This is a genomic window from Bradyrhizobium sp., assembly GCF_004799405.1.
GTDB lineage: Bacteria > Pseudomonadota > Alphaproteobacteria > Rhizobiales > Xanthobacteraceae > Bradyrhizobium.
The window spans coordinates 1-20018 of sequence record NZ_SSMW01000063.1 but is presented as its reverse complement, the minus strand read 5'-3'; the positions used below and the strand labels follow the sequence as shown (position 1 = coordinate 20018).

General features: G+C 61.0%; 19 protein-coding genes. 11 read left to right on the top strand and 8 right to left on the bottom strand.

The window, feature by feature from the left end:
* Window positions 1-29: 29 nt before the first annotated feature.
* From E7813_RS09835 to E7813_RS09810, 6 genes are all read left to right on the top strand, one after another.
* On the top strand, window positions 30-1073 hold the full coding sequence (locus tag E7813_RS09835; protein WP_291573282.1) for an ABC transporter substrate-binding protein: 1044 nt from the start codon (window positions 30-32) through the stop codon (window positions 1071-1073).
* A 206-nt stretch (window positions 1074-1279) separates the two neighbouring features.
* Window positions 1280-2158: an SDR family oxidoreductase gene (locus E7813_RS09830; protein WP_291573280.1), complete on the top strand. Its 879-nt coding sequence runs from the start codon at window positions 1280-1282 to the stop codon at window positions 2156-2158.
* A gap of 96 nt (window positions 2159-2254) precedes the next feature.
* Window positions 2255-3238 carry a LacI family DNA-binding transcriptional regulator gene (locus tag E7813_RS09825; protein WP_291573278.1) on the top strand — a complete coding sequence of 328 codons (984 nt, stop codon included), beginning with the start codon at window positions 2255-2257 and terminating at the stop codon, window positions 3236-3238.
* 35 nt (window positions 3239-3273) lie between these two features.
* Window positions 3274-4071, top strand: a complete 798-nt coding sequence (locus E7813_RS09820) for an ABC transporter ATP-binding protein (protein WP_291573276.1) — start codon at window positions 3274-3276, stop codon at window positions 4069-4071.
* A 98-nt stretch (window positions 4072-4169) separates the two neighbouring features.
* The gene (locus E7813_RS09815) at window positions 4170-5807 is read left to right on the top strand and encodes an amidohydrolase (protein WP_291573274.1); all 1638 of its coding nucleotides are present in this window, start codon (window positions 4170-4172) and stop codon (window positions 5805-5807) included.
* Window positions 5804-6748, top strand: coding sequence for a GTP-binding protein (locus tag E7813_RS09810; RefSeq protein ID WP_291573272.1), 945 nt, complete (start codon window positions 5804-5806; stop codon window positions 6746-6748). Before E7813_RS09815 ends, E7813_RS09810 begins: the two co-directional genes overlap by 4 nt.
* Window positions 6749-6855: 107 nt before the next feature.
* Here the strand turns inward: E7813_RS09810 and E7813_RS09805 are convergent, their stop codons facing one another.
* Genes E7813_RS09805 through E7813_RS09785 form a run of 5 tightly spaced genes read right to left on the bottom strand, consistent with a single transcriptional unit; the run spans window position 6856 to window position 12636 of the window.
* On the bottom strand, window positions 6856-7608 hold the full coding sequence (locus tag E7813_RS09805) for an SDR family NAD(P)-dependent oxidoreductase (RefSeq protein WP_291573269.1): 753 nt from the start codon (window positions 7606-7608) through the stop codon (window positions 6856-6858).
* A gap of 35 nt (window positions 7609-7643) precedes the next feature.
* On the bottom strand, window positions 7644-8972 hold the full coding sequence (locus tag E7813_RS09800) for an MFS transporter (RefSeq protein WP_291573267.1): 1329 nt from the start codon (window positions 8970-8972) through the stop codon (window positions 7644-7646).
* Window positions 8973-9005: 33 nt separating this feature from the next.
* Complete coding sequence (locus E7813_RS09795) at window positions 9006-9836, bottom strand: 3-keto-5-aminohexanoate cleavage protein (protein ID WP_291573265.1); 831 nt, start codon at window positions 9834-9836, stop codon at window positions 9006-9008.
* Window positions 9833-11287, bottom strand: a complete 1455-nt coding sequence (locus tag E7813_RS09790) for a pyruvate carboxylase subunit B (protein ID WP_291573263.1) — start codon at window positions 11285-11287, stop codon at window positions 9833-9835. Before E7813_RS09790 ends, E7813_RS09795 begins: the two co-directional genes overlap by 4 nt.
* Window positions 11287-12636 carry an acetyl-CoA carboxylase biotin carboxylase subunit gene (locus E7813_RS09785; protein ID WP_291573261.1) on the bottom strand — a complete coding sequence of 450 codons (1350 nt, stop codon included), beginning with the start codon at window positions 12634-12636 and terminating at the stop codon, window positions 11287-11289. The genes E7813_RS09790 and E7813_RS09785 overlap by 1 nt, the downstream gene beginning before the upstream one ends.
* Before the next feature lie 132 nt (window positions 12637-12768).
* Here E7813_RS09785 and E7813_RS09780 point away from each other — a divergent pair, with 132 nt between their 5' ends.
* From E7813_RS09780 to E7813_RS09760, 5 genes are all read left to right on the top strand, one after another.
* Window positions 12769-13641: an IclR family transcriptional regulator gene (locus E7813_RS09780; protein ID WP_291573259.1), complete on the top strand. Its 873-nt coding sequence runs from the start codon at window positions 12769-12771 to the stop codon at window positions 13639-13641.
* Window positions 13638-14105, top strand: a complete 468-nt coding sequence (gene accB, locus E7813_RS09775) for an acetyl-CoA carboxylase biotin carboxyl carrier protein (protein WP_291573258.1) — start codon at window positions 13638-13640, stop codon at window positions 14103-14105. Before E7813_RS09780 ends, accB begins: the two co-directional genes overlap by 4 nt.
* A gap of 125 nt (window positions 14106-14230) precedes the next feature.
* Window positions 14231-15505 carry an ABC transporter substrate-binding protein gene (locus tag E7813_RS09770; RefSeq protein WP_291573255.1) on the top strand — a complete coding sequence of 425 codons (1275 nt, stop codon included), beginning with the start codon at window positions 14231-14233 and terminating at the stop codon, window positions 15503-15505.
* A gap of 30 nt (window positions 15506-15535) precedes the next feature.
* Window positions 15536-16471, top strand: coding sequence for an ABC transporter permease (locus E7813_RS09765; RefSeq protein ID WP_291573253.1), 936 nt, complete (start codon window positions 15536-15538; stop codon window positions 16469-16471).
* Window positions 16472-16480: 9 nt separating this feature from the next.
* Window positions 16481-17245 carry an ABC transporter ATP-binding protein gene (locus E7813_RS09760; protein ID WP_291573251.1) on the top strand — a complete coding sequence of 255 codons (765 nt, stop codon included), beginning with the start codon at window positions 16481-16483 and terminating at the stop codon, window positions 17243-17245.
* 15 nt (window positions 17246-17260) lie between these two features.
* On the opposite strand, the gene E7813_RS09755 is transcribed toward E7813_RS09760, so the two are convergent.
* From E7813_RS09755 to E7813_RS09745, 3 genes are all read right to left on the bottom strand, one after another.
* Entirely contained in the window at window positions 17261-18025 is a 765-nt protein-coding gene (locus E7813_RS09755) for an SDR family NAD(P)-dependent oxidoreductase (RefSeq protein WP_291573249.1), read from the bottom strand.
* Window positions 18026-18042: 17 nt separating this feature from the next.
* Window positions 18043-19572, bottom strand: coding sequence for a tripartite tricarboxylate transporter permease (locus tag E7813_RS09750; protein WP_291573247.1), 1530 nt, complete (start codon window positions 19570-19572; stop codon window positions 18043-18045).
* A gap of 9 nt (window positions 19573-19581) precedes the next feature.
* The coding region (locus tag E7813_RS09745; RefSeq protein WP_291573245.1) for a tripartite tricarboxylate transporter TctB family protein at window positions 19582-20018 on the bottom strand (437 nt) is incomplete at its 5' end.

Here is a 20018-nt window from a genome sequence, read left to right as displayed (position 1 = left end):
TCTCAGGGAGCTAACATAGGAGGAATACGATGAAGGCTGGTTCATTTGCGATAGCAGCGTTTCTGGCAGGTGTGCTGGGAGCGGCAGCGCCGGTGGCGGCGCAAACGCCGATCAACGTCAGCTATCAGGTCACTATTCACGGCATCCCGTTGCAGATCGCCGACGACAAGAACTGGTGGACCGAGATCGGCCTCAAGCCAGGGGATATGACGAGCTTTGCGGCGGGTGCTCAGCAGATCGCGGCCGTGGCATCCAAGTCGTGGGACGTGGGCTTGATGGGCGGTCCTCCCGCCCTGCTTGGAGCCAGCCGCTTCAATGTGCAGACGGTGCTGATCCTGGTCGATGACTCGCGGGCGAACGGGGTTGTTGCAAAGGGCGATCAGGCGGCCGCCATAGTTGCCAATCCGGTCGCCGCGCTGAAGGGGCGGGAGTATCTGGTCCCGGCAAACTCCACGGCCGACTATGCCGCCCAGTCCTGCTTTCGCAAATGGGGTTTGCAGCCTGGCGACGTCAAAGCCGTCAACATCGCGCCCGGTGCCCTCGTAGATGCCTTCAAGAGCAGCAATGTTCCGATTGGGGCAATCTGGGCTCCGCACTTCCTTAGGATGGAAACCCAGGCCGGCGGCAAACTTGTTTGTACCGGGCAGGACGGTGGAGCGACCGTGACTGCCAATCTCGTGGTGCGTGACGACTATCTCAAGTCCAACATGGACACGGTCGCCCGTTTCACGGCCATGTACTTGCGCGCCCTTGACTTCATGAAAAAGAACAAGGCAGAGACACTCGTTGCGATGAAGCGCTTCTACGACAAGGGTGGTGTTGTTCTGAGCCCTTCGGAGATGGATGCGGAATATGCGACGAGAGACTACTTCGATCTGGCGCAACAGGTCGCGCTGTTCGATCGCAGCAAGGGCCCAAGCAAGCTGGATGACATCCACAATCGATTGGCTGAGTTCTTTAAGGCTGCCGGTACGATTCCCGCGGTGCTGGATCCGAAGACCTATGTCAATCCGGATGTGCTGGCCTACATCGAGAAGGACGCCAAGCTGAAGGCTTTTGCCGAAGGCAAGTAGCAGCAGGCAGAAGTCAGGTGAGTTGACCATGTGTGCGTGGCGCGCGCGAGCCCGAGCGGATGACTTTGTTCGCATCGCCTCGCGCGCGCGAGGAGGACTGATGGTGGAAATGTCGATCCAGCGGTGCGTCGAGCTGCGCGAAATGGCAACTGCCATCGAATTGGTTGCCTGCGGTCCTCCCTGCGATGTCAAGGGATAGATTATCGATGTCGACGGCGAAATCGTCCAATCCTGAACGGCGCAACCGACGCGCAGAGCGCCTCGACGGCATTGGCTGCGTGGTGACCGGAGGTGCGAGCGGTATCGGCTTGGAGGTAGCGCGCGAGCTCGCCCGGCTCGGAGGAGCCATAGGCATACTCGACCTCGATGAAGAGAAGGCCAGATCCACGGCTTTGCTTATTGGGAGGGATTATTCCTGCAAGTCCGCCGGTGCGGCCGCGGACGTGGTCGATGCGGCCGGAGTGCGGTCTGCGTTTGGGGAGTTGGGGGCCCGCATCGGCCCAATCGGCGTGCTGGTCAACTGCGCCGGCATCATGACCCCGCGCATGGTGCCGCTGACGGAAATGCCGATTTCGGATTTCGAAGATATGCTGAATGTCCACGTCAAGGGCACCTTCATTTGCAGTCAAGCCAGCCTTGCTTCGATGCAGCGACAGGCTTTTGGGCGCATCATCAATATTTCTTCTGTACTGGGAATTCTCGGTCTTCCGTTCCGCATCGGTTATGCGACGGCCAAAGCGGCGATCATCGGCTTCACGCGTTCGCTGGCGGTTGAGGTAGCTCGGCAGGGTGTTACCGTCAACGCTGTGGCGCCCGGATATATTCTGACGAGTACGCTGCAGCAGCGTGTCGACGCTGGCATGATCGACTACGCGCGCTTGGCTGAACGGGCGCCGGTCGGACGATGGGGCCTGCCCGAGGAAGTCGCTCGCGTGATAGGCTTTCTGGCTCTGCCGGGATCGGCGTTCATTACGGGTGCGATCGTTCCGATCGACGGCGGGTATACCGTGCGAGGCGATCCGAACGAAGCGATCGGCGACCGGCCGGCCTCGCTTGACCCGGTGCGGGACATGTTTCGAACATGAGCAAGCCATTCGAAGGCGCCGGTCTCGTCCCTGCCTTCGCGCTAGCGTTGAACAGGCGGGCATTTGATCATGTCTAAGCGTTCACGCGCCCCGGCGATGCGGGATGTCGCGCGGCTTGCCGGGGTCGCGCCGATGACAGTTTCACGCGCGTTGAGCGGCCATCCGTCGGTCAGGGCGGAAACCCGCAAGGTCGTGGTTCGTGCAGCAAACAAGCTCGGCTATGTGCACAATTTCATGGCGAGTGCACTGCTGCGTCGGGGCAGCAAGCTCATCGCCCTCGTCGTGCCGAACGTTTCCAACTCGGTATTCGCAGAGACCATCCATGGACTTGAAGAGGTGCTGTCCGTCGAGGGTTACACCCTGACCATCGGGCACAGCGGCTACTCCAAAGACGAGGAAGAGCGGCTGGTGCGCACATTGCTGGGTTACGGACCCGACGGTGTGGTTCTGACCGGATTGACGCACACGCGGGCGACGCGAAGTCTTTTGACCCGCGCCGGCGTGCCTATCGTCGAGACATGGAACATCGGCTCGAAGCCAATCGATATGGCTGTCGGCTTCTCGAACTTTGACGCGGCGTTCCAGGCCACCGAATTTCTGATCAGGCGGGGCCAGAAATTGCTGGCCTATGCAGGCGGCACGCAAACCGACAACGACCGGACACAGGCGCGTGAAGCCGGTTTCCGGGCAGCCGTTGCGAAGGCGGGGCTGGAGGTTCGGGAAGATTGGGTGAGCACGATGCCGATGGAGCTTTCGAGCGGGGTGGAACTGGCACGACGTTTTGCGGAAATGAACCGCAAGCCGGATGCGCTATTCGCGGCGAGCGACGTGATCGCATCCGGGTTCATTCTGGAGTGTAACCGGCTGGGGGTCCGTGTCCCGGGCGATATCGCCGTAACCGGCTTTGACGATGCGCCTCTGGCGGAAGTGATAGAACCTCAGTTGAGCACGGTCCATGTGCCGCAGCGGGAGATCGGACGACTGAGCGCGAGTCTCATCCTGCGGCGGCTCGCGGGAGAACAGCATGTTCCGACGGTGCACGACGTAGGCTTCCGAATTGTTTCGCGCGCGAGCGCATAAATGCCGAAACTCCCAATGACCTCACGGAGGAAGAGTTGAGTCACATACAGATCGAATCCGTGCGACGCGACTTCGGCGTCAACGGCTCCGTGGTCAGCGCCCTCGACAATGTCACGCTTGAGATCAAGGATATGGAGTTTGTTGCGATCGTCGGCCCATCAGGATGCGGCAAGACCACGCTTCTGCGGCTGGTCGCCGGGCTGGATTTCCCGACTGGCGGTCGGGTCCGCGTCGGCGGTACGGAGGTGCAGGGGCCGGGGCCTGATCGGGCTGTGGTGTTCCAGCAGTTCGCTCTGTTTCCGTGGAAAACCGTCGCTCAGAACATCGCGTTCGGTTTGAGTTGTAAAGGTGCGACACGCGAGAAGCAGAACCAGGAAGTACGGAAATTCGTTTCGATGATGAACCTGGACGGTCACGAAAATTCCTATCCCCACCAGCTCTCAGGCGGAATGCAGCAACGCGTCGCCATCGCGCGAAGCTATGTCCTTGCACCGGATGTGCTGCTGATGGATGAGCCGTTCGGGGCGCTCGACGCCCAAACGAGAACGGTGATGCAGGAGGAACTGAAAGGTATCTGCCGTGCCCACCCGCGTACCGTACTGTTCATCACACATGCGGTCGACGAGGCGGTGTATTTGGCCGACAGGGTCGTCGTGATGAGTCGTCGTCCCGGCCGGATCTATGAAATTGTGGATGTTGCGCAACTGCGGGACAGGGAGAACTGGAGCAAGTATGAGCGGATCGAAGACGTGATGGACCAACCGTCTTTTGTCCAAGTACGGACCCATATCTGGCGATTGCTGCGAGACAAGGTCAATTTGACGGTCGAGTAGACCAGTTGCACAAGACCGATGTGCTATTGCCGGCGTGCCGGGCGCTTGACTGTCGATGGAGCAGGAACGACCCTTGCGGCCTGCCGAGGATTGAGGCCATGACCACCATCTACCAGGCGCGTAAAATCGTCACGATGAATCCGAGCCGGCCGCTCGCGACCCATATCGCGGTGCGCGACGGCACGATCCTCGGCGCCGGCAGCCTCGACGAATTGACCGGGTGGGGCGAATACCAGCTCGATCGAAGCTTTGCGGACAAGATCCTGATGCCGGGTCTGGTGGAGGGCCACAGCCATGTGGCCGAGGGCGTGCAATGGCGGTTTGTCTATTGCGGATACTTCGACCGCACTGATCCCAACGGCGTGATCTGGCCCGGCGTGAAGTCGATCGAGGAGGTCATTGCGCGGCTGAGCGAGGCCAATGCCGCGCTATCCGATCCGAAGCAGCCGCTGACGGGGTGGGCGCTCGATCCCATCTACTTCAACAACCGGCGCATGACGCGGCAGGATCTCGACCGGGTCACGACGACGCGGCCGATCGGCATCATGCATGCCAGCGGTCACATCATGAACGTCAACACCATGGCGCTGGAATTGGCGGGCATGCTGCGTCCCGGCGTCAATCATCCCGGCGTTCCGCTTGGGCCTGACGGCGTGCCGACCGGCGAAATGAAAGGCCCGGAAGCCATGACGCCGCTGGGCCCCCATGTCGGGCTCGATCGGGGATTGCTGGCCTCCGATGAACCGGGCTTGCGGGCATTCGCGCGACTGTGCGTGCGAAAGGGCGTGACGACGGCCGCCGACCTCGCCAACCTGCTGCCGCAGCCCGCGGTCGAGATGATGCGGCAGGTCACCGGCGAGGACGACTTTCCCGCCCGCATCGTGTCGCTGCGCGTCGCGCGCGAGATCAGCCCGGCCGAGCTGGTCGCACGCGTCCTCGAATTGCGCACGCTGAGTTCGGACCGTCTGCGGCTGGGTATGATCAAGATCGTTGTGGACGGTTCGATTCAGGGATTTTCGGCGCGGCTATTGTCTCCGGGATACTATAACGGCGCGCCCAACGGCCTGTGGTACATTGCGCCGGAGCAGCTTCGCGATATTTTCGAACGCGCGCTGGCGGCCGGCATTCGGGTTCACAGCCATACCAACGGCGACGAGGCGACGGAACTGGTGCTTGACACGCTCGAACAGGCGCTTCGCAAGTACCCATCGCCGGACCATCGCTTCACCTTGCAGCACTGCCAGCTTGCAAATGCGGCGCAATTCCGCCGCATGCGATCGCTCGGGATGTGCGTCAATCTGTTTCCAAATCACCATTTCTACTGGGGCGATCAGCACTATGCGCTGACCGTGGGCCCGGAGCGCGCGCAGCGGATGAATGCCTGCGCGACCGCTCTCGCCAGCGGCGTTCCCCTGGCCATCCATTCGGACGCGCCGGTAACGCCGCTCGGACCGCTGTTCACGGCATGGTGCGCGGTCAATCGCCTGACGGCCAGCGGACGCGCATTGGGCACCGAGGAGCGTATCTCTGTTGCCGAAGCCATACGGACCATCACGCTCGGCGCCGCCTACACCCTTGGCCTCGATGGCGAGATCGGATCGATCGAATGCGGCAAGCGCGCCGACTTTGCCGTGCTCGAAGACGATCCGACCGAGATCGGCGCCGAGCATCTGAAGGACGTGCGCATCTGGGGCACCGTGCAGGGTGGCCGGATTTTCGCCGCGGCCTCGATATGACCCTTCCAATTCCAGTGACGTTGATTGGCGGCTATCTCGGCGCCGGCAAGACGACGCTGATTAACTCGTTGCTGCGAAATGCCGATGGCCGGCGTCTGGCCGTGCTTGTCAACGAGTTCGGTTCGTTGCCGATCGACGCCGATTTGATCGTGGCCCGCGAAGACAACCTCATCAGCATTTCCGGCGGCTGTATCTGCTGCAGCTTCGGCAGCGATCTGGTCGCCGCCCTGATCGATATAAGGGCACGCGGCCAGCGGATCGACCATCTGCTGATCGAGACCAGCGGCGTCGCGTTGCCCGGATCGATCGTCCAATCGATCGCACTGCTTCCCGGTCTCGCCATCGACGGCGTGATCGTGCTGGCCGATGCCGAAACAGTCGAGGAACGCGCCGGCGATCGCTATATGAGCGACACGGTACGCGGGCAGCTTGCCGGCGCCGACATCATCGTTCTCAACAAGATCGACCTGGTGCCGCCGGAGCGCGTTGCCGCGATCTCCCGCTGGCTCGCCGAGATCGTGCCGGGTGCCCGGGTTTCGCCGGCACAGAATGCGGACATTCCGTCTGAAATTATCCTGGGACGGCAACCCGAACCGCAGCCCATCGCGCACCGAATAAAACCGTCGAAGCATCGGACTGCGGGCTACGAAGCATTGGAGCTTGAGATCGACTGCCCCGTCGACGCAGAGAGACTGGCCGCTGTACTTGCCGATCCCGATCTGGCGCTGCTGCGCGCCAAAGGATTCCTGCAAAAACTAACCGGCGAGTTCGTCACGCTCCATGTCGTCGGTCGCCGCTCGGTCGTGGAGCCCGCACCTGCATGGGTCGAAGGTCCCGGGCGCCTCGTATGCATCGGTGTTGCGGCCGAGATGGACCGTTCGGCGGTTCTGGTCGCCCTCGGCAGCGATTTTCATCTGCTGCAGTCGCCCCGAAGAAACTGACGAACCGTATCCCGGCCCTCTCATCTCGAACGCGAAGCCGTCGTTTAGTTGGTTTCGGTGAATCTCAAGCTGACAATCTGCACCCGGCCGCAGGCAAACAGGCATGCTCACGTGGTGAGAATGCCTCCGTCGACCGGTATGGTTGCTCCGGTAACGAATCCGGCCCGATCTGAAGCAAGAAAAGCTGCGAGGTCTGCGATGTCTGACAGTCGAGCCAGGCGGCCGAGCGGAATGCGTTCCAAAATCCTGCGTTTGGCGTCCTCGGTGAGCGCAGCGTGGGTCATCGCGGTATCGACCACGGCGGGAGCGATGGCGTTGGCTGTGATGCCGAAAGGACCCAACTCGCGCGCCAACCCCATGGTGAGCGCCACCACACCGGCTTTGGTGGTGCCGTACAGCGTGTTGCCGACCGAGCCGCCGCCGCGCATCGCCGACACCGACGCGATGTTGATGATGCGGCCATGACGTTGCCGTTTCATGACCGGGATAGCGGCTTTCACGCAATAGATCACGCCGGCGAGGTTGACCTGCGCTATCCGTTGCCACTCCGTGACCGGCAGATCGGCCACGAGACCGGTCGAGAGCACGCCGGCTGCATTGACGAGAATATCGAGGCGGCCAAATGTGGCGATGGTTTCCGCGAAAACCCTTTCCACCGCGGCGGAATCGCCGACATCGACCGCAGTCGATTGGGCCATGGTGCCGGTGAGTGACGAAGCTGTTTTTTGTGCCGCGCTCGCATCGCGATCCAGAATGGAAAGCTTGCAACCTTCGGCCGCGAGCGCCCGGGCAATGCCTTCGCCGATACCCGAGCCTGCGCCAGTGACGACCGCGACGCGATCTTTGAGATTGAGATCCATATGATCGCGCCGGGTCCTTGTAAGCAGTCGTCCCGTTAGGCGGCCTTAGCTGCCTGGTTATCGACAGCCATGTCCCGCTTGTTAGACTCCATCATGGCATAGACGGATAGCGCGCTGATGATGCTCACCACCAGAACATACAGGCAAATCAGCCACGGCTTGTTGTCGTCGAGCGGCAGCAGCGCGGTGGCGATGATCGGTGTCAGGCCGCTCGCGAAGATACCGGAGAATTGATAGACAAAGGACGTCCCGGTATAGCGCACGCGGGTATCGAACAATTCCGAGAATAACGCCGCCTGCGGTCCGTAGACCGCCGGGTAGACAAAGGCGAAAGGAATGGCAATCGCGATCCAGACCAGGATCGGCGATTGCGTCTGCATCAGCCAGAACGCCGGGAATGTCAGCACGCCAATTCCAAGGGCTCCGAACGCATAGAGGCGCCGCCGGCCGTAGCGGTCCGACAGGTTGCCGTAGATCGGCAGCATGACGATCATGATCGCCGACGAGATCATTACGCCCGCCAGCGCTGTCTGCCGTGACAGATGCAACGCGCCGGTCAGATAGCCGATGATGAATACGCCGAAAGTGTTGAAGGTGACGCCTTCGATGTAACGCGCGCCCAGTCCGAGCAGCGTGTTCTTGCCGTGGGTCTTGAACAAATCCACCACCGGTACAGCGACGATTTTATCCTCCTGCTGGATTCGGTTGAAGGCCGGCGTCTCCATGACCTTGAGCCTGATATAGAGACCCACCACCACCAATACGGCGCTGATCAGAAACGCAATGCGCCAGCCCCAGGCGAGAAAGTCGGCGTCTGACAGATAGGAGAGCACGTAAACGGCGCCGGCGCTCAGCAGCAATCCCGCCGGCACGCCGATCTGCGGCCAGCTGCCATAGAAGCCGCGCCGTCCGGCCGGCGAATGCTCGACCGCCATCAGGACTGCGCCGCCCCATTCGCCGCCGATGCCGATTCCCTGGAACACACGAAGCAGGAGCAGCAGGATCGGCGCCCAGATTCCGATGGAGCTATAGGTTGGAAGCAGGCCTATCAGAAAGGTGGCGGTGCCCATGATGATCAGCGTGAGGATCAGCACGGTCTTGCGGCCGATGCGGTCTCCAAAGTGACCGAAGATGATTCCGCCGATCGGGCGGGATATGAAGCCGACAAAGAACGTCGTGTACGCCAGCAAGGTGCCGACGACGGCGTCGAAGTTCGGAAAAAACAGCTTGTTCAATACCAGCGGTGTGACCACCCCATACAGAAAGAAATCATACCACTCGATTGTCGTGCCGATCGCGCTGGCGAATGCAACCGTGCCTGGCGAAATCGTCGGCGCAGTGACTTCCTGATGTGGCCGTTCCATTGTCGTTTCCCCCTCTGTTTTTGCCTTTGGTTTCTAAGCCGCAGGCAGTTTTAATATTTGCCTCGCTTCTGCCGCCGTGGCGGGATGCCGTCCATATTTCCCGCACAATTCGGCGACCCGCGCCACTAGTTCGGCGTTGCTGCGTGCAAGCCGGTCCTTGTCGAACTTGATGTTGTCCTCAAGCCCGGTACGAACGTGACCGCCGAGTTCAAGGCACCAGTGATTGACCTCGAGTTGCTGCCGTCCGATTCCGGCTGCCGACCAGGTCGCGTCCGGCATCAGCTGCTTCAGCTCTGAAATCAGGAATTCCAGCAGCGCACGGCGGGGCGGCAGCGCGTTGGGTATGCCCATGACGAACTGGACCTGACATGGCCGCTTAAGCAGGCCGCGGTCCGCAAGGTTTCGCGCGTTGTAAAGCATGGCGACGTCGAACACCTCGATTTCCGGCTTGACATCATACTCCAGCATTGACTTGGCGAGATCCTCGACCAGCTGTGGCGGGTTCTCGTAAATCTGGGTTGCGAAATTCACCGAGCCGGTAGCGAGCGATGCCATCTCCGGCTTGAGGTACAGCATCCGGCCACGCTCGTTTTGCGAGCGGCCGCGGCCGCCGGTCGAAAATTGCACGATCATGCCGGGGCAGTGCTTGACCACGCCTTCCTGCACCTGCGCGAACAGATCCGGATCTGAACTTGGGCTCTCGTCGGGATTGCGCACATGGATATGCGCGACCGTGGCGCCGGCCTCAAAGGCCTCGTGGGTGGATTCAATCTGCTCGACCGGCGTGACCGGCACGGCGGGCGTATCGGCTTTGCGCGGAATGGCGCCGGTGATGGCAACGGTGATGATGGCGGGGACTGTCATGCTAGTGCTCTGGGGCGTTGGATGAAGTGGAACGAGCGAATGTCGCGGCGCAGCGCTACCTCCTTCAGCAGGGTAGCGAGCGGGGTAGAGGCCAGCGGATAACGAGTTTCGATCGGGCCGGCGGCCTTGAGCGCCTGATATTCCCGGTCGGGATAGAACGCCGCCAGCAGGAGATCATCGTCTGAACTGAAAGGCCCGCGCTCGCGCCGGATTTTCGGGATTCCAGGCTCCAGCAGGTCGCCCGGCCGTGCGGTCGTCGGCTCCGCGCCTTTGGTGATGCGGTCGAAAAGATTTGGATCGATCGGTCCTGCAATCTCGCCGTAGTAGCCGAGCACGTATTTTTTGACCTCGTCCGGAACGGTGGCGTAGCGTTCCTTGCCCATCACATTCAGAACCGCCTGCGTCATGACGAATTGTGCGAACGGACTGACGATGATGGGATAGCCGAGATCGCAACGCACGCGCGCCGCTTCCTCGAGAACTTCGGGCAGGCGATCACCGATACCGAGCGGCGTCAATTGCGATTTCAGGTTGGAAATCATGCCGCCCGGCATTTGGTGCTCGTAATGAAACGCGTCGTATTCGACGATGTCGCCGAGCGGCTTGTCCTCGCGCCTGGCGATATAGCGCAGGCGCTCGGCGACTTCCTCGACCATCGCGAGGTCGACGGGAACCTCGAAACCGTTGCGCCGGATGTTGCGCGTGAACCATTCGGTAGAAGGATGGGAGGCGCCATTTGCCAGTGTCGAGGTCGCGGTGTGCACCACATCGACGCCGAGTTCGACGGCGCGACACGCTGTGTAGGGGGCCAGTCCCGTAAGGCAATGGGAATGCAGCTGCAGGGGGAGTTCGCCGCAGGCGGCCTTGATCGCCGGAATCAGTGTCTTTACGCGCTCCGGCGTCAGCAGTCCGCTTGGGTCCTTTAGATAGACGGCGTCAACGCCAAGCGCTGCCAGTTCGCGCGTCTTGCGGGCGTAGTAATCGTCGGTGTGGACCGGACTCACGGTATAAACCACGCCACCGGCGGTATAGAGCCCGACTTTTTTGGCCGCGCGCACCGGAACCCGCATGTTGCGCATGTCGTTGAGCGCGTCGTACGGTGTGTGATAGCGCATGCCGTTGGCGAAGATGCGTTCGGCGGTAAGTTCGACGATATCGTCGGGGAAGAACTCGAACGTGAACAGGCTCTGGCCGCGTGTCATCACGATCAGCGGCGTCTGCTTGATCCAGCCGCTGAGGATGCGCATGCGCTCCCATGGATCCTCGCGAAGGTAGCGCACGCAGACGTCGAACACCGCGCCGCCGACCAGGTCGATAGCCGCAAAGCCGGCGCGGTCGAGCCGCGGGGCAAGGTCGGCCATCATCGCCGTGGTCATGCGCGTCGCCCAGAGACATTGCGGCGCGTCACGCAAGCTGACATCGACGAGTTGAATGGTTCGCCCGTTGCCCATCAGTCGGCCGCCATCTGGAAGTTTTCCTCGATCCAGCGCGTATGGACTTCCGCATGCGCGAATTCCGGCCGTTGTAACAACTGCTCATGGAATCCAACGGTGGTGGTCAACCCCGAAACCTGAAAGCGTGCAAGCGCGGATTTGGCGGTCTCGACGCAGGATGCCCGATCGGATCCGCTGACCACCAGTTTGGCCAGCATCGAATCGTAATAGGGCGGCACCGCGTAATTCTCGTAAGCATGGCTGTCGACGCGAATGTCGCGTCCGTTCGGAGGACGCCAGCGCTTCAGCGTTCCGGGCGAAGGCTGGAAATCGCGTGTGGCGTCTTCGGCATTGATGCGGAACTCGATGGCTGAACGACCCTTGGAAAATGTCGAACCAAACGACAGCCGCTCGCCCGCCGCGACGCGAAACTGTTCAAGGACCAGGTCGGTGCCGGTCACCATTTCGGTCACGGGATGCTCGACCTGAATGCGGGTATTCATTTCGATGAAAAAGAATTTCCCGCTCGACGGGTCGTAGATGAATTCGACGGTGCCGGCGTTGACATATTTGAGCGCCGCGATCAGGGCGACTGCCGCCTCCGCCATTTGGCGGCGGGTTTCGCTGTCGAGGGCGGGCGAGGGCGCCTCCTCGACCAGCTTCTGGTGCCGGCGTTGCACGCTGCAATCGCGCTCACCGAGATGAACGTAGTTGCCATGCGTGTCGCCGAATACCTGAATTTCGATATGGCGGACCTGCCGGAAGAACCTTTCGAGATAGACCTCGGCATTGCTGAACGCCGCCAGCGCTTCCGCGGAGGCTTGTTCGAATTGAGCGACGAAGTCGTCGGGATGATCGACCACCCGCATGCCGCGGCCGCCGCCGCCGCCGCTTGCCTTCAACAGCAGCGGAAAGCCGATGCCGGCGCTGGCCGATTTTGCCGCTTCCGCAGACCTGAAGCCCTGCTCGGAGCCGGGCACCACCGGGATCCCGAGCGCGGCTGCGGTTCGACGCGCGGTCACCTTGTCCCCCATGCGGGCGATGCATTCGCTGTCGGGTCCGATGAAGGTGAGGTCCGCTTGCTTGCTGCGCTCTGCGAAAACGTGGTTTTCGGCCAGGAAGCCATAACCGGGATAGATCGCGTCGCACTTCATGGCGACCGCCGTCTCTACGAGAGCGCCGGCGTTCAAATAGCTGGATTTTGGCTGGGGCGGGCCGATGCAGATGGCATGGTCTGCGGCCCAGCGGTGCGACGAATTGGCGTCGGCCGAACTGTAGACGGCGACGCTCTCCAGGCCGAGTTGTCGGCAGACCTGGACGGCCCGCAGGGCAATTTCACCGCGATTGGCGACCAAAACCCGCCGCACCGCCTACGTCCGCTTAACGGGGTGAGACACCAGGACGAACCCTACCTAGTTACCTAAGGCTTGTTATTTATTAGACTGGCATCGTTTCGTTTCATATTGCAAGACTTTTTGTTCCGGTTTCTAATGCTTCCCATGCAAGCTCCTTTCGATCCCCAATCCAATCCAGGAAACCTCTTCAAGCGCGGTCTCGATCATCATTCCGAGACGCCGGCCTCGGATGTGGCGGGGAAGGCGTTTCCGACCGTCAAAGCGGTAGCGATTCTCGAGGCCATCGCCACCGCGCGCCGGCCGCTCGGAATTTCGGAATTCGGTGCTTTGCTCGGGATTCCGAAGGCTACCGCGCATCGTATCGCGCACATGCTGGAAGACGAAGGACTGCTGCAACGCGAGCCCGGCAGTAACCGGTATGTCCCGGGTGCGCGATTGGAGCGGCTTGGTCTCGATATCGTTGCGGCCTCGATGTCACGGGCGCCACGCCATGCGATTCTGCAATCGCTCTCGCAACAAATTGGCGAGACCTGCAATTTCGGCGTCATGGCCGGCAGCCATGTCGTTTATCTCGACCGCGTCGAATCGGCTTGGCCGTTCGGCTTGCGTTTTGAACCCGGGTCGCGGGTCCCGCTGCACTGCACGTCGATGGGCAAGTTGTTTCTAAGCCTGTTGCCGGCACAAAAGCGCGCGCTGATGCTGAGTTCGATCCCGCTTTATCGCTATACCCAGAATACCTTTACCGACGCCGCGCGTCTGGAACAAGAGCTGGAGAAGATTCACGCGGCGGGCGTTGCCGTCGACAACCAGGAATTCCTGGCCGGCGTGGTGTGCGTTGCGGTTCCCGTATGCGGTCCGAGGAAACAGACGGTGGCGGCTCTTGCCATTTCGGCGCCGTCGGCGCGGATGTCGCTGCAACAGGCGATCACGCACATCCCGCTGCTGCAGGCGGCCGCGAGGCAACTGGCGGTGACGATCGACGATGACAAGAGTTCCAGTGAAAAGGAGCGTTCGTGAGTTTGCGATACGACGAAGTCGCCGAGATATTGAAAATCATCGACAGCAGTTCGTGCGACGAACTCATTGTCGAAACCGGCGACATGAAGCTGGTGGTGCGCCGGAATGCCGCCCCCAATTACATTGCGCCGGTGGCCGAACGTGCGGTGCCCGCAGCGCCGGCAGCCGTCGTGCCGCAGCCGGTTCGTGCCGGTCAACCGGCGACCGTCAGGAAAACGTCGGGTCAAATGGAAGTGACGGCGCCGATGGTCGGCACCTTCTACCGCTCGCCGAGCCCCGATGCGCCGCCCTTCGTCGAAATCGGTACGGTGGTTCGTCCAGGCCAGCCGCTTTGCATTATCGAGGTGATGAAGCTGTTCACGACAATCAACTCCGAGTTCGACGGACGGGTGACGCAAATCGGGGCGGAGGTCGGCGACCTCGTTGAATATGGACGCACGCTGTTTGTGATCGAGCCGGTTTAGGAAGCTGTCGGGAGCGGGTCTGCTTTCGATGGCTCGACTGTTCGAGGAAGGCCACATGAATTTGCGGGATCATCCCGCCAACAAAGCAAACCAAAATCGGCAAACCAAAATCGGTGGGGGAAAACATGCAAAAGCCGTCAGGAACGAGACTGGGATTGTTGATCGCGGCAACGCTGGCCGGGATATTGTGCGGCATCGTTCCCGCGATGGCGCAGGGTTTTACCGACTGGGGCTGGCCGCAGCCCTACGAACGGGTTTCCGACAAATCCATTGCCTGGCTGAAACAGAAGGGCTGGTGGCCGCTCGCGGTGGGATGGCAGGGCCCATTCTCCGGCCAGAACACCGTCAATGTGGTGATGGACAAAGCCGGCCTACTGGAGAAACGCGGCCTCGAATCCAAATTCCAGGTCTTTGCTTCGGGTCCCGACCTCAATGAGGCGATAGCCGCCGCCCGCATCCAGGTCGGCAATGGCGGGAATTTTCCGTTCACCTCGCTGCTCGATCGCGGCATTCCAGTGCGCGCCATCGCCGTGGTGGCGCCGAACCTGAAGCATTCGACCGTAGTGCCGCTGGACTCGCCGGTGAAATCGCTTGCTGATCTGAAAGGCAGCAATCCGCCCGCGACGATCGGTATCGTTACCGGTTCTTCGGCCGAATTTTACTTCACCCAGGCCGCCGAGGTGGTTGGCTTGCAGATCGGCAAGGACGTCATTCTGAAGAACATGCCTCCCGGCGAACAATTGCTGATGGCGAAGGGGATCGGTGCCGTCGTGCCTTGGGAGCCTTCGGTGACCATCATCACCGAGGATCGCAAGACCGGGCGCGAAGTCGACACCATCTTTCCCTACAATCTCTATGAAGGAATGTTCTATGTGCGGCAGGAACTGATCGACAACGTGCCTGATGTGGTTCAGGCGATCAGCGACGCCTTCATGGAGTCGACGCTGTGGATCCGGCTCAATCCGGACAAGGCCGCCGACTTCCTCGCCGCCGAGCCCATGCTGAAGGTCTACGGAAAGCCGCTGCTGCTGCAGCAAACTCAACTCTACAACAATCTGTACAAGCCGACCTCCAGTTACCCGTTCGCCAAGATGTGGGGTGAGGAAAACGCCCGTATCGCGAAATGGCTGAAGGACCGCAGTCGGCTTACCAGGGTGCTGACCGCGAAGGACTACGAAGACTCCTTCGACGTCCAGTTCATGGACAAGACCTACCAGAAGCTCGGCTGGAAAATCCCGACCCAGGCGCCGTTCATTCCGGCCGGCTGGACCGGAAAAATCGGCGAACTGCCCTATCCGGCCTATGCCAATGCCGCCACATTGAAGGATCCGCAGCCGTGGCCTGAAAAGGGCGATCTCACCAGGGCCTGGACCTTCGACGGCAAGACCTACCAGCCGTGATGGCGATGCCATGACCGGCCGGCAGAGGCTATGGATGCAGAGCCCATCGATAAAGGCGCGAAAACCAGCCCTTCGCGGCCGGTCGATGCAAGGCAGCGCGTGGCGACGATGAGCGGATTGGAAACTGCGCCGGTTGAGAAGACCGAACCGGGCGTGGTGCCGTCGTTCGGCAAATGGTTTCGCCAGCAATTGCTCCGAATCCTGCTTTTGCTGCCGAATTTCATCTTGTTGATCGTTCTGCTGGCCGTGTGGCAGTTTGCGTCCAAGGTCTGGATACCGAGCATCGATCCTTATATGGCGGTGCTGATGCCGGCCCCGACCACGATCGCCGTCACCGCGGCGGGGATGATTGTATCCGGCGAGCTGTTTTACCACCTGATGGCCAGCCTCAAGCGCGAAGCGGTAGCGTTCCTGTTTGCCGCATGCGCCATTCCGCTTGGCATTGCGATGGGGTGGTGGCGCCTGGCCTATAATCAGGTCAATCCCGTCATGGAAATTCTGCGCCCAATTCCGCCGCTCGCCTGGATACCGCTCAGCATCCTGTGGTTCGGCATCGGCGACGAACAGAATGAGTTCATCATTTTTCTCGGTATCTTTTTCCCGATCCTGATCAACACCATCGTCGGGGTAAAGAACATCGATCCGCTTCTGATCCGGGCCGCCCGCAGCCTGGGCGCGCCGGAGCGCAAATTGCTGGTGCGTATCGTATTCATCGGTGCGCTCCCGCAAATCATTACCGGTGTGCGCATCGGACTTGGGGTAGGCTGGATGGCGCTGGTGGCCGCGGAACTGGTCGGCGCCAATTCGGGCCTTGGCTTTATCATCAACGATGCGCGCAGCATGCTTCGTACCGATACGATCATCGTCGGAATGCTGGCGATCGGTATCGTCGGATTGTCGATCGATACCGCCATCCTGGCGCTGGGCCGCCGGCTGCTTCCGTGGTCCCTGGCGATGCGCAAATAGGATTATGCAATGGGTCGGCTGGCGGTAAACGGCGTATCGAAAATCTACGGAGAGAGTGACGCTTCGAGCAGTGTGGTCGCGCTTCGCGACGTGACGTTCGAGGTCCCGGATAATCATTTTTGCAGCATTCTCGGGCATAGCGGATGCGGCAAGACGACGCTTCTCAACATCGCCGCCGGCTTCGAGCGCGCCACGACGGGAGCGGTGATGGTGGACGGGGTTTCGATCGACCTGCCGGGCTGGCGCAACACCATGATTTTCCAGGACTACGCCCTGTTCCCCTGGATGAACGTGTTTCAGAACATCGTCTTCGGTCTCGAAATGAAAGAAGTGGCCAGGAAGGAACGCGAGGACATCACCCGGCACTACATCGGATTGGTCGGTCTCGAAGCCTTCGAAACGAAATTCCCGCATCAGCTTTCCGGCGGCATGCGCCAGCGTGTTGCGATCGCCAGGGCGCTTGCGGTACAGCCGCAGCTATTGCTGATGGACGAGCCCTTTGCCGCGCTCGACGCTCAAAACCGGAGCTTCATGCAGGATGAACTGGTCCGGATCTGGCAGCGCGAACCAAAGACAGTTCTGCTCGTCACCCACAGCATCGACGAAGCCATCAAGCTTTCGGACTGCATCGCGGTGATGACAAGCCGTCCCGGAAGCGTGAAGGAGTTCGTCAGGGTTGATTTGCCGAGACCACGTGACGAGGATGACGCCCCCTATATTGCACTGAAGCGTAAATTGCGTGAGCTGATTCGCGATGATTTCGTCAGCCGCTGAATTTCGCCTGGCGATTTAAGCGAGTTCGCCTGCCCGCGCCTTGGTCGAAACCCAGCCGCCATCCACCGTCAAATCCGTGCCGGTGATGTAACTGGATTCATCGAGCGCGAGAAACACGGCCGCGTTGGCGATGTCCTCCGGCGTTCCCCAGCGGCCGACCGGCGTTTCCTTGCCCCAGTCATGAACCGCATCCGCCGCCTGCGATGCATTCATCGGCGAGTTGATCGAGCCGGGCACGATCGCGTTCACGGTAATGCCGCTGCGGCCAAGATCGATCGCCAGCGCCCGCGTCATGCCCATCAGCCCCGATTTGGCCGAAACATAGGCGACACGGTTGGGTCGTCCGACGAAGCTCGCGATTGAAGCGGTATTGATGATGCGGCCGCCGCCGCCGCGGATCATGAAAGGCGTGACCGCGCGGGCGCAGAAAAAAGGCCCTGTCAGGTTGGTTGCGATCATGATGTTCCAATCCGCGTCGGTATGTTCCAGAAACGGCTTGGTGGTACGGACGCCGACATTGTTGACGAGAATGTCGATGCGGCCGAAGCGACGATCGACCTCGCTGGCCATTCGGTTAACCGAGCCGGAATCAGTCACGTCGGCGCGGATGCAGATCGCTTCGCCCTTCGCCGCGATCTCGGAGGCAGCGTCGTTGCCTTTGCGCTCGTCGATGTCCACGACAACGACCCGCGCGCCTTCGCGCACGTAGGCAGCCGCGATGGCTTTGCCGATCCCGCCGGCAGCCCCCGTCACGATTGCAACCTTGGCACGCAACCGCATGATATTCTCCGCTTGTTTCAAAGATCAGGATACTGCATCGCAGCCACCATCGCGCGGCGGCGCGCGACCAGGCTGCGCACGATGGGGTAGGACAGCGAGACGATCGACAGAGCCATCAGGCTGCCGGCGATCGGCTGGGTGAAGAATACCGTCCAGTCACGATGATAGGTGATCATGCTGCGCATGTAGGAATCCTCAGCCAGCGGACCGAGGATCGCGCCCAGTACCATCGGCGAAACCGGAAAACGATAGCGTTCGAACAAGGCCGCCAGCGTACCGAAGATGACGATCATCCACATGTCGGAGATGGTGTTGCGGTCGGCGAATGCGCCGATCAGGCAGAACATGATGACGATCGCGGCCAGCACGCCCTGGGGGATAGTCAGCACCTTCACCACGACATGGATCCAGGCAAAACCCATCAGGCACATGCCGACAACGGCGACGAACATCGATGCCATGATGGTATAGACGACCAGCGTCGACTCCGGGTTCTCGAACAGGAACGGACCTGGCTGCACGCCGTGCAGCAGGAACGCCGCGAGAATCACCGCGGTTGCGCCGCTGCCGGGAATGCCGAGCGTCAGCAGCGGGACGATGTGCCCGGCGACCGATGCCGTCGATGCAATTTGCGGCGCGACAATCCCTTCCGGAATCCCGGTGCCGATCTGGTTTCCGCGGCGGCCATATTGCTTTTCGATCGCATAGGATACGAAGGATGTGATGGTGGCGCCGGCGCCCGGTACCACGCCCAGAATCGTACCCAGAAACGTGCTGCGCACGAACGTCGCGCGCAATTGCCATAGTTCAGCGAATGACGGGAAACGGGTTTTGGTGCTGGCGCGGTCGGGCGGTACTTCGACGTGCAGACTCTGCCCGAGCTTGATCAGGATCTCGCCGAAACCGTACATCCCGACCAGAACCATCACGTAGGGTACGCCATTGGTCAAGATCGGCGAATTGAAGGTAAAGCGTTCGGTCCCGTAGGTGCTGTCGGTTCCGATGGTGGCGACCAGAAGACCGAGAAACAGGCTGATCAACGCATTGGGGATCGATGTGCCCGCCAGCGCGACGACGGTGGTGAGACCGAAGAACACCGCCGCGAAATATTCAGGCGCGCCAAACTTGAGAGCGAATTCACTTAGCGGCGTCGCCAAGGTGGTCATGACCGCGGTCGAGACCAGTCCGCCGGTCAGCGCTGCGACCAGCGCCCAGCCCAGGGCCTTGGCGGCCTCGCCGCGCTGGGTCATCGCATAGCCGTCCCAAAGCAGCGGCACGTCCATCGGCTCGCCGGGGATGCGGTAAAGAATTGCGGTAAAACATCCGGCATAGGTTCCTGACATGTAGATCGCGGTCAGCAGGATGATCGACGGTTCGAGTGCCATTCCGTAAGTGAACGGAAGGGCAAGAACCACACCCATGACCAGGCCGAGTCCGGGCATGATCGAAACGGCCATACCGATCAGCAGGCCGATGAACATCATCAGCAGGTCCAGCGGTTTGAAAACCTCGGCAAATCCGGCCAGCAGCAATTGAAGGGTGTGCATTCAGCCCTCTCAGTGGACGCCGAGAAGGCGCATCAGGCTGGTCGACAGCCATTCAAACGGGCCGATGCCGAGGGGTAGGGCGACGAAAATCACCCGCATGAATACCAGCATGAAAAGCAAGGTCGCCACCACGCTGATGGCAAGCGCGGTCCAGAAGCGGCGAAACCGGCCGATCCAGATCAGGGCCAGGATGAAAACCACGGTGTCGCAGAAAAACCCGACGATCTCGAACAGCGCGAGGTAGATCAGCGATGCCGCCACGGCGGTGAGCATGACGCGCATATCCGCGCGCTCGCGTTCGAACGGCGACTCGGTGACCGCTACCACTGACGGCTCCAACCGACCGCTCCGCCCGGTCAGAAGGCGGCGAATGCCTTCGAACGCGGACGTTGCCATGATCATGTAGAGAATGAGCTTAGGCCAACTGTCCGGGCCGATCTGATCGG